The sequence below is a fragment of the Aliiroseovarius sp. genome (assembly GCF_030148435.1).
Lineage (GTDB): Bacteria > Pseudomonadota > Alphaproteobacteria > Rhodobacterales > Rhodobacteraceae > JASBTN01.
Genome location: NZ_JASBTN010000047.1, coordinates 1 through 9,819, shown reverse-complemented (window position 1 = coordinate 9,819; position 9,819 = coordinate 1). Strand labels below are relative to the sequence as shown.

Here is a 9,819-nt window from a genome sequence, read left to right as displayed (position 1 = left end):
CGCGATACCAATCCGCATCGTATCCCCGATCCGCGAGCATGTGCTTGGCGGGCGGCAAAGCGTCCAGCAGCGCCCGTGCACCGACGTAGTCGCTGCGCTGGCCCGCTGTCAGAAACATCCGCAGCGGGCGACCCAAAGCATCCATGACAGTATGCAGCTTCGAGTTCATGCCGCCTTTGGTGCGCCCGATCAGGCGGCCACGCCCCCCTTTTTCAGCCCCAGGCTGGAGGCCGTGCGGTGCGTCTTCAGATGGGTCGCGTCGATCATGAGAGTGTCGGTTGCGCCGCCCTGATCGGCGAGTTCCAGGAGCATCCGGGCAAAGATGCCTTTCTCGCTCCACCTCTTCCAACGGCTGTAGAGCGTCTTGTGGGGGCCGTATTCCGCAGGCGCATCGCGCCACCGCAACCCATTGCGATTGATGAAGATAATTCCGCTGAGCACGCGCTTGTCATCAACCCGAGGCTTGCCGTGGGACTTCGGGAAGAAAGGCGCAAGACGTGCCATCTGCGTGTCGTTCAGCCAATAAAGATCGCTCATATCACCGCTCCGTTTTCAGAGCCGTGAACCACGCCTGAGCGCTGGAATCAATGCATCCTGACCCTAATTCAATTGGATTCCCCCCCGAGGCCGGGCGGGCAAATACCATTCATCAAAGGAACCCCGCAATGACAGCGCACCGGGGATCAATCCTGCGCGTCGGCAGAACGGAAGACTGCCGGAAACGCTCTTCCCGGCTCCATTCAAAGTTGGGATGGCTGCGGGGAAGATACAACCCCTTTTCAACCCGGACTCTCCGGAAGGAAACTGAGAACGCCTTGTAAGGGAACCGGCCCCTACTCCTACTCCGCCCCCGCCTCACGCACCCTCATGCGCCGTTCCTTCGGGAAGGGTACCAGGTTTTCGGTCTCTTCGTCCCACAGCCTGAGGCTAAAGGCATGCAGCGCCTCGCGGAAGGAGATGCGTCGCAGGGCGTGGGTTTTCTCCATCTCGCGATGCGCCGCGCGCAGGCGGTAGGAGGGGATCGCGGCCACCAGGTGGTGGATGTCGTGTTTGGTGATATTTGCCACCATCTCGTCAAACACCCAGCCGAAATCCAGGCACGATCCGCCCTGGATCGCAGCCCGTTCGAAATCCAGATCCGGTCGGCGGTCCCACCAGGTGCCTTCGAAATTGTGCTGCAGATAGACCAGCGCCACGCCAATGCAGCCCCCTAGCCAGATCGCGAAGGCGAAGGTGAAAACACCCGACCAGCCCTGCCACAGGTGGAGCGCGGCAAAGAGCGCCAGGATCGCCAGGTTATGCGCCAGAATCGCCTTGATCCCGACGCTCGCCGCGTTCTTGGGCCAGCGGTAGACAAAGAAATAGGTCCAGAACGACCCCACCGGAATCAGCACGGCCGGGTGGCGGTACAGGCGGTAATAGAGCCGCTGCCAGACGCCCGCCCGTTCCCATTCCGCCACGGTCATTGTGTAGATCTCGGTCGTGTGACGCTCGTTCAGGTCGCCAACATAGGCGTGGTGCAGATTATGGTTGTGGGTCATCTGCGGGTAGGCCGCGAAGGTAAAGGGCGAAACGACATAGCCCCAGAACCGGTTCTGCGCCCTGGTCTCGAACAGCGACAGGTGGCCCAGATCGTGTTGCAGCACGTAAAGCCGCACACCGGCAAAAGCCAGCACCACCACGGCGGGCACCGCCACCAGCCAATCCCCCTGCCCCACGGCCAGAATCGCCGTGAACGCAGACAGGGCATAGATGACGAGGTTGGACAGAAGGCTCAAATAGGCCAGGCGATTGTCCTTTTTGGTATAGGCCCGCAGGGCAGTGCGCAGTTCCATGGTCTTCTCCAATAATGCGGACACATGGTCAGGCCCGCAGCCGGGGCTGGCTTAAATCGGCTTGAAAACAATTTTGTAACGAATTCGGGGTGCAATCAAGAGGGCGCGCGCCACCCAGGGTTGCGCGCGCCTGCGCCCCGAAAAGACCCGCGTGGATCAGGGGGCGATGACCACGCCCCTGCGGCCTGCAAGGTCCGTGAAATACTGCCAGGCGACGCGGCCCGACCGAGCCCCGCGCGTGGCCTGCCATTCGATCGCCTCGGCGCGCAGGGTCTGATCGTCGATCTCGACCCCATATGCGTCACAATAGCCGCGGATCATCTGCAGGTATTCGTCCTGGTCGCAGGGGTGGAAGCCCAGCCAGAGGCCGAACCGGTCCGACAGCGAGACCTTTTCCTCGACCGCTTCGGACGGGTTGATGGCCGAGCCGCGTTCATTCTCGATCATGTCGCGCGGCATCAGGTGGCGGCGATTGGACGTTGCGTAGAAAACCACGTTCTCGGGCCGGCCTTCGATGCCGCCGTCCAGCACCGCCTTGAGGCTCTTGTAATGCTGGTCGTCATGGCTGAACGAGAGGTCGTCGCAGAACAGGACGAAGCGGTGGCGCGAGCCGCGCAGCAGGGTCAGGAGGCGGCTGACCGAGGGCAGGTCCTCGCGCTGCAGCTCGACGATCTTCAGGGCCAGGCCCTGCGCCTGAACTTCCGCGTGCACCGCCTTGACCAGGCTGGATTTTCCCATCCCCCGCGCGCCCCAGAGTAGCGCGTTGTTCGCGGGCAACCCGTGGGCGAATTGCAGGGTGTTTTCCAACAGCGTATCGCGCGAGCGGTTCACGCCGACCAGAAGGTCGATGGCAACACGGTTCACATGGGGCACCGGCTCCAGACGGTCCGGATCCGTGTGCCAGACGAAGGCGCCGGCCTGATCGAAATCAGGCGCCGCGAGGGGCGCGGGAGACATGCGCTCCAGCGCCTCGGCGATGCGGGTCAGCGCCTCATCCCCGCTCGGCCCGGTCATTTGGTGTCGTCCACCATGCTCGGGTCTTCATCATCATCGCCTCCGGTCCCATCGTCATCCGCGTCGTCCGCGTCATCCGCGTCATCAGCCTCGTCGAACTCGGCCAGGAGCGGGTCGTCGGCCTCTTCTTCCGGGTCGGTGGCGGCGGCAGGGGCGGCGGGGTCAGTTTCGGCGGCCTCGTCTTCGTCATCCTCGAACCACAGCCCCTCGGCGCGCAGACGGGCTTCGCGCTGCTTCTCGACGCGCGCGACCAGGAAGATCGAGATCTCGTAAAGCCCGTAGACCACGATGAACAGGATCAGCTGGGTGGTCACGTCCGGCGGTGTCACCAGCGCGGCAACGACCAGGATGCCGACCACGGCGTATTTGCGGGTCGAGCGCAGGCCGGACGCGGTGGCCAGACCCGCTTTGCCCATCAGGGTCAGAAGCACCGGCAGCTGGAAACACAGCCCGAAGGCCACGATCATCTTGAGCGTGATGTCCAGCGTCTCGTTCACCTTGCCGGAAAAGACGATGTCGATGCCGGTGTCCGCGGTCTCGGTCGTTGCAACTTCTTCGCCCACGAGGACGGCCGCCACATAGGAGGGCAGATCGGCAAAGCCCAGGAAGAAGGTCATGGCCAGCGGCACGACGATGAACTGGGCGAAGGCCGCGCCCAGCAGAAACAGCACCGGCGAGGCAATGAGGAACGGCAGGAAGGCGTCCTTTTCGTTGCGGTAGAGCCCCGGAGCGACGAAGCGCCACAGCTGGTTGGAAATGACCGGGAAGGACAAGGCCAGACCGCCCACCATCGAGATGCGAATGAGGGTAAAGAAATACTCCTGCGGGGCGGTATAGATCATCACCGGATTCGGGTCGCCCAGCTCGCGCATGGTCTTTTCGATCGGCACCAGCAGGAAATCCAGGATCATGCCGCCGAAGGCGAAACAGATCACCATGCCGACCACGAAGGCCAGCACCGAGTTGATCAGCCGTGTGCGCAGCTCGGCCAGGTGTTCGATCAGCGGGGCGGAGCTGTCTTCGATCTCGTCGGCTTTGCTCATGCGTCAGGCTTTTCCGTGGGTTCTGGTGTCTTGTCGGCGGGTGCATCCGCAGCGGGGGGGGCTGCCGTCTCGGTGGCCTCGGCCGCCTCCTTGTCGAGGCGCGCCTGCGCCTTCTTCGCCGTGGCTTCGTGGATCTTGCGCGCGGCTTCGGCGCGTTCCTCGGCCAGTTTGGCGGTCTCGCCACCGCGTTCGGCGGCGGGTTTGGCATCCGATTTCGTGTCGGGCTTGGAGGGGTCCCATTTCTCGAAACTGTCGGCCGCCTTGTTCAGCGCATCCAACCCCATCGCCTTGGGATTGGTCACGTTTTTCAAGTCCTTGGCCACATCATCGACACCGGATTGGGCGGCGGCGTCGTTCATTGCGCGGCTGAACTCGCGGCCCAGCGACCGCGCCTTGGCGGTAAAGCGCCCGAGCGTACGAAACATGCCGGGCAGGTCCTTGGGACCCACCACGATAAGCGCAACGATGCCGATGAGCAGCAGCTCGGTCATTCCGATGTCGAACATGGGCCGCCCCTTGATCTAGCGTGGTCTGAGGGCGGGTCAGGCCTTGTCCTTGTCGGACTCGGGCGTCACGTCCTTGGCTTCTTCGGATGCAGCCTTTTCGATCTCTTCCTGACCTTCGGCAACGCCCTTCTTGAACGAGGTGATGCCTTTGCCGACTTCACCCATCAGAGACGAGATCTTGCCGCGGCCGAACAGAACCAGCACCACGACGGCAATCAGAAGAAGGCCCGGCAGGCCAATATTGTTGAGCATTGGATGTCTCCCTTAAAGGCAGGGCTGTCCCCACCCTGTCATTCATCGCCTTGTGTATTTATTGCCTTCCCGCGCAAGATCAAAGCCCCAAAGCGGGTTTTTGCGCAAGAAACTGGCTGAACAGGTGAAATGAGGGGGTTCTGGCTCAGCCGCCGACCGGGAAAACGAAGCAACGGTCACGGCGGATGGCGATCCACAGCGCGGTGTCTCGCTTGGGCAGAAAGACCGAGGGCACGGTGGCCTTGAGCCGGGTGCCGTCGCTGTCCATGACAAATTCCACAAGGCTTTCATTCCCGATGAAACGCGCGCGTTCCACACGCCCGCAGGCCCAGACGCCATGGTCCGGCGAGGGGGCGGGGCCCTTGCCTCCACGGTCGAAGTCGATCTTCAGGTGCTGCGGGCGGATCACGATCTCGACCTCGGCGCCATCGGCCACACCCGGGGTCAGGAAATCGCCAAAGGGCGTTGCGGTCAACGCGCCGTTCGACCGGCCCCGGATCACGTTCACATCCGAGAAAAACGCCGCCGCCGCCCGGTCCACGGGCGTGTTGTAGATATTGTAGGGGGCGCCGCGCTGCACGATTCGCCCGTCGCGCATCAGCGCGATCTCGTCGGCCATGCGCATGGCCTCTTCGGGTTCGTGTGTGACCAGGAGGACCGCCGTGCCCTCTTCCTTGAGAATCGACAGGGTCTCGTCGCGGATCCCGTCGCGCAGCCGGTTGTCGAGGCCGGAAAAGGGTTCATCCATCAACAGGATGCGCGGGCGGGGTGCAATGGCGCGGGCCAGCGCCACGCGCTGCTGTTCGCCACCCGAGAGCTCATGCGGATAGTTGTGGCCGTAGGAGCCCAGCCCCACGCGATCCAGCAGCTCATCGGCGCGTTTGCGGTTCGCGGCGCGGTTGCCGTTCAGGCCGAAGGCCACATTGTCGGCCACCGACAGGTGCGGAAACAGCGCGAAATCCTGGAACATCAACCCGACCGAACGCTCTTCCGGTGGCACGAATGTGGTGCCACCGCAGATCAGTTCCCCATCGATATAGAGATCGCCCGAATCCTGGCTGTCCACCCCCGCGATGATGCGCAGGGTGGTGGATTTTCCGCAGCCCGAGGGGCCCAGAAGGCATGTCACCTGCCCCGGAGCGACGTTCAGGCTGACACCGCGCACCACCTCGCGCCCGGCGAAGCTGCGCGTCAGGTTGCGGATTTCCAGGCGGGGCTGCTCTGCGGTCACGGGCGGTCTCCGGTTGGTCCGACCGTTTCCGTCGGGCTTTTTCCGCAGATAGCAGCCTCACCCGGCGCTCGCAACCCTGCCAGCCCGCCAGAGGACAGGTCGCGACGGCAGAACGGTGAAGCCCGCCGAAAACGACGCCAAATTGTCGCAGCCGGCCAAGAGGTGCCTTCCCACCCTGTCACCATAGGGCCAATGCGGCCCCGACGGACAGCTCCATGCGCCTGATGATTTCCTTCGCCTCACTGCTTCTGTCGGTGATCCTGCTTCAGCTCAGTTCGGGGGGGGTCGGTCCGCTGGACGCGGTGTCCGGCCTGACCGTGGGATTCTCCAGGGCCGAGGTCGGCATGCTCGGCTCGGCGCATTTCCTGGGCTTCTTCATTGGCTGCTGGTGGGCGCCGCGGCTGATGGGCTCGGTCGGCCATTCGCGCGGCTTTTCGGTCTTTACCGCGATGGGGGCGATCGGGCTGCTGGCGCATATGCTGTGGATCAACCCCTATGCCTGGGCAGTGATGCGGATTGCCACCGGCCTGTGCATTGCCGGGTGTTACACGGTGATCGAGGCCTGGCTGAATGCCAAGATCACCAATGACACACGCGGACGGGTGATGGGCGGCTACCGGATCGTCGACATGGGGGCCTCGCTGGGCGCGCAGCTGCTCATTGGCGTGTTGGAGCCCGCCCAGTATGTCTCGTACAACATCCTGGCGATCCTGTGCTGTGCGGCGATCCTGCCGCTTGCCATGACCCGCAACGCCCAGCCCGAGACCCCCGCCGCACCGCGTCTGAAACCGGAGCTGGCCTGGTCCATGTCCCCCCTTGCCGTAGGCGGGGTGATCGTGGCCGCGCTCAGTTCGGCCTCCTTCCGGATGGTCGGCCCGGTCTATGGCCAGGAGGTCGGGCTTCAGCTTGACCAGATCGCTTTCTTTCTGGCGAGTTTCGTTCTGGGCGGGGCGCTGGCACAGCTTCCTCTGGGGTGGCTTGCCGACAAATACGACCGGCGCTGGGTGCTGATCTGGCTTTCGGCGGCGGCTGTACTGTCCAGCGGCATCACCATTGCGGCAAGCGACGCGGGCACGCTGGGCGTCATGCTGACGGCGGGTTTCTTCGGTTTTACCACCTTCCCGATCTTCTCGGTCTCGGCGGCCCATGCGAATGACTTCGCCACCTCCGAACAGCGGGTCGAACTGTCCGCCGCGCTGATGTTCTGGTATGCGCTCGGCGCCATCGCCAGCCCCTACGTGAGTTCGAAACTGATCACCGCCTTTGGCCCCGGCGCGCTGTTTGCCTTTGTTGCGGCGGGGCACCTGGGACTGATCGTGTTCGGCCTGGCGCGGATGCGGGCCCGTCCGACCGTCGAGGACAGGACGCCCTATCTCTATTCGCCGCGAACCTCGTTCACCGTGGGCCGGTTGATGGGCCGGTTCCGGGACCGAAAATAGATCATCGCCCGGCCCCGGTTCTCTGTCCCCTACCCTCTGGCCTAACCCCCATCCATGCCGTATACGGCCCCAAACAGCTTTGGGACATGACATGAACCGCATCCTCATCACCTCGGCCATTCCTTACATCAACGGGATCAAGCACCTGGGCAACCTGGTGGGCTCGCAGCTTCCGGCGGACCTTTACGCCCGGTATCAGCGCGGCCGCGGCAATGAGGTCATGTTCATCTGCGCCACCGACGAACACGGCACCCCCGCCGAACTGGCCGCCGCCAAGGCCGGCAAGCCGGTCGACGAATTCTGCGCCGAGATGCACCAGGTCCAGGCCGAGATCGCCCGCGGTTTCCGCCTTTCGTTCGACAAATTCGGCCGCTCTTCGTCGCAGCGCAACCACAAGCTCACCCAGCATTTCGCAGGCAAGCTCGCCGAAAACGGCCTGATCGAGGAAGTCAGCGAGAAACAGGTCTATTCCCACGCCGACAAGCGCTTCCTGCCCGACCGGTATATCGAGGGCACCTGCCCCAACTGCGGCTATGACAGCGCGCGCGGCGACCAGTGTGAAAACTGCACCAAGCAGCTCGATCCGACCGACCTGATCGACCCGCGCAGCGCAATCTCCGGCTCGACCGAGTTGGAGGTGCGCGAGACCAAGCACCTCTACCTGAAACAATCCGCGCTGAAGGACAAGCTGGACGGCTGGATCGACACCAAGGCCGACTGGCCGGTGCTGACCACCTCGATTGCAAAGAAATGGCTGCATGACGGTGACGGGCTGCAGGATCGCGGCATTACCCGCGACCTTGACTGGGGCGTACCGGTGAAGAAAGGCGATCAGGACTGGCCGGGCATGGAAGGCAAGGTCTTTTACGTCTGGTTCGACGCACCGATCGAATACATCGCCGCCACCGCCGAGCTGGCCGACGAGCTGGGCGAGGATGACAGTTTCTGGCAGCGCTGGTGGCGCACCGACAAGGGCGCGGAGGACGTGCGTTACGTGCAGTTCATGGGCAAGGACAACGTGCCCTTCCACACGCTGAGCTTCCCGGCCACCATCATGGGCTCGGGCGAGCCGTGGAAGCTGGTCGATTACATCAAGTCGTTCAACTACCTGAACTATGACGGCGGGCAGTTCTCGACCTCCAAGGGGCGCGGGGTCTTCATGGACCAGGCGCTGGAAATCCTGCCGGCGGACTACTGGCGCTGGTGGCTGCTGTCCCACGCGCCGGAAAACTCGGACAGTGAATTCACCTGGGAGAACTTCCAATCCAGCGTGAACAAAGACCTGGCCGACGTGCTGGGCAACTTCGTCAGCCGCGTGACCAAATTCTGCCGCTCGAAATTCGGCGAAGAGGTGCCTAACGGTGCCTATGGCCCCGCCGAGACCGAGCTGATCGCGGACCTGACCGCCAAGGTGCGCGCCTATGAGGGCCACATGGACGCGATGGACGTGCGCAAGGCGGCACAGGAGCTGCGCGGCATCTGGGTTGCGGGCAATGAATACCTGCAAGCCGCCGCGCCCTGGGCCGCCTTCAAGGAAGACCCGGGCCTGGCAGCGGGATCGATCCGCCTGTCTTTGAACCTGATCCGCCTCTACGCGGTGCTGTCGGCGCCCTTCATCCCGGACGCCGCCGCCACCCTGACTCAGGCGATGAACACCGATGACACCTGGCCCGACGACATGGCCGCCGCGCTGGACATTCTGAAACCCGGCCACGCCTTCGCCGTGCCCGACAACCTCTTTGCCAAGATCACCGACGATCAACGCGAAGACTGGCAGACGCGCTTTTCCGGCACGCGGAACTAGGGTCCGTACTCAATTAGCGGATTCCCCTTTTGGTTTTTATCTGATTCACTCCCGCCAGGAACAGGCGGGAGGGTTTCATGGCACGTAATTTGTATTGGCTCAGCGATGCCGAATGGGCGGCGATCCGACCGCATCTACCAACGGGTCGGCGCGGGGCACGACGGGTCGATGACCGTCGGGTGATCTCTGGCATCCTGCATATGCTCAAGACCGGAGCGCGTTGGCGCGATTGCCCGGCGGAATACGGCCCCTACACAACGATCTACAACCGCTTCAACCGGTGGTCCAAGCAGGGCGTCTGGGAGGATGTTTTCCATGTCTTGTCAGGCTCTTCCGGTGTGATCGGCACGACCAGCGCGGACAGCACATCGGTCAAGGCGCACCGCTCGGCATCGGGCGGAAAAGGGGGGAGTTCACCCATGCGATCGGACGCTCACGCGGCGGACGGACGACCAAGATTCATGCCCTGACAGATGAGGCCGGGCGCCCCGTCGCACTCTGCCTGACGCCGGGCCAGGCGCATGACTTGACCGGTGTGGCCGAGCTTCTGACATGCGTCCCCACACCGCACCGCCTGCTGGCAGACCGCGCCTATGACGCGCGACGGCTGCGCGACTGGCTGGCTGAGCGGGGATGCGAGGCCGTCATCCCGCCAAACCCGACGCGAAAACACCCCCATTCCTACGACAAGGCTG

Annotated in this window: 8 protein-coding genes and 2 pseudogenes; 3 read left to right on the top strand and 7 right to left on the bottom strand. The window is 63.6% G+C overall.

Annotation, left to right across the window (positions count from 1 at the left end; translation table 11 throughout):
* The 7 genes and pseudogenes from Q1V43_RS08495 to Q1V43_RS08465 all read right to left on the bottom strand — a co-directional run.
* Positions 1 to 537: pseudogene (locus Q1V43_RS08495) on the bottom strand (IS5 family transposase); the annotation flags it as partial.
* Positions 538 to 839: 302 nt separating this feature from the next.
* Positions 840 to 1,835, bottom strand: a complete 996-nt coding sequence (locus Q1V43_RS08490) for a fatty acid desaturase (RefSeq protein WP_300516506.1) — start codon at positions 1,833 to 1,835, stop codon at positions 840 to 842.
* A 156-nt stretch (positions 1,836 to 1,991) separates the two neighbouring features.
* A complete protein-coding gene (locus Q1V43_RS08485) occupies positions 1,992 to 2,849 on the bottom strand; it encodes an ATP-binding protein (RefSeq protein ID WP_300516503.1) in 858 nt (285 codons plus the stop codon).
* On the bottom strand, positions 2,846 to 3,892 hold the full coding sequence (gene tatC / locus Q1V43_RS08480; protein WP_300516500.1) for a twin-arginine translocase subunit TatC: 1,047 nt from the start codon (positions 3,890 to 3,892) through the stop codon (positions 2,846 to 2,848). Before tatC ends, Q1V43_RS08485 begins: the two co-directional genes overlap by 4 nt.
* Positions 3,889 to 4,398 (bottom strand): Sec-independent protein translocase protein TatB, encoded by a 510-nt coding sequence (gene tatB / locus Q1V43_RS08475; protein WP_300516498.1) that lies wholly within the window; start codon positions 4,396 to 4,398, stop codon positions 3,889 to 3,891. The genes tatC and tatB overlap by 4 nt, the downstream gene beginning before the upstream one ends.
* Before the next feature lie 36 nt (positions 4,399 to 4,434).
* Positions 4,435 to 4,650 (bottom strand): twin-arginine translocase TatA/TatE family subunit, encoded by a 216-nt coding sequence (locus Q1V43_RS08470; protein WP_300516495.1) that lies wholly within the window; start codon positions 4,648 to 4,650, stop codon positions 4,435 to 4,437.
* Positions 4,651 to 4,795: 145 nt separating this feature from the next.
* A complete protein-coding gene (locus Q1V43_RS08465) occupies positions 4,796 to 5,881 on the bottom strand; it encodes an ABC transporter ATP-binding protein (protein WP_300516492.1) in 1,086 nt (361 codons plus the stop codon).
* A gap of 215 nt (positions 5,882 to 6,096) precedes the next feature.
* On the opposite strand from Q1V43_RS08465, the gene Q1V43_RS08460 reads away from it, so the two are divergent.
* The 3 genes and pseudogenes from Q1V43_RS08460 to Q1V43_RS08450 form a co-directional block, all read left to right on the top strand.
* Positions 6,097 to 7,320, top strand: a complete 1,224-nt coding sequence (locus tag Q1V43_RS08460; RefSeq protein ID WP_300516489.1) for an MFS transporter — start codon at positions 6,097 to 6,099, stop codon at positions 7,318 to 7,320.
* Positions 7,321 to 7,411: 91 nt separating this feature from the next.
* Positions 7,412 to 9,124: a methionine--tRNA ligase gene (gene metG, locus Q1V43_RS08455; RefSeq protein ID WP_300516486.1), complete on the top strand. Its 1,713-nt coding sequence runs from the start codon at positions 7,412 to 7,414 to the stop codon at positions 9,122 to 9,124.
* A gap of 77 nt (positions 9,125 to 9,201) precedes the next feature.
* Positions 9,202 to 9,819: pseudogene (locus Q1V43_RS08450) on the top strand (IS5 family transposase); the annotation flags it as partial.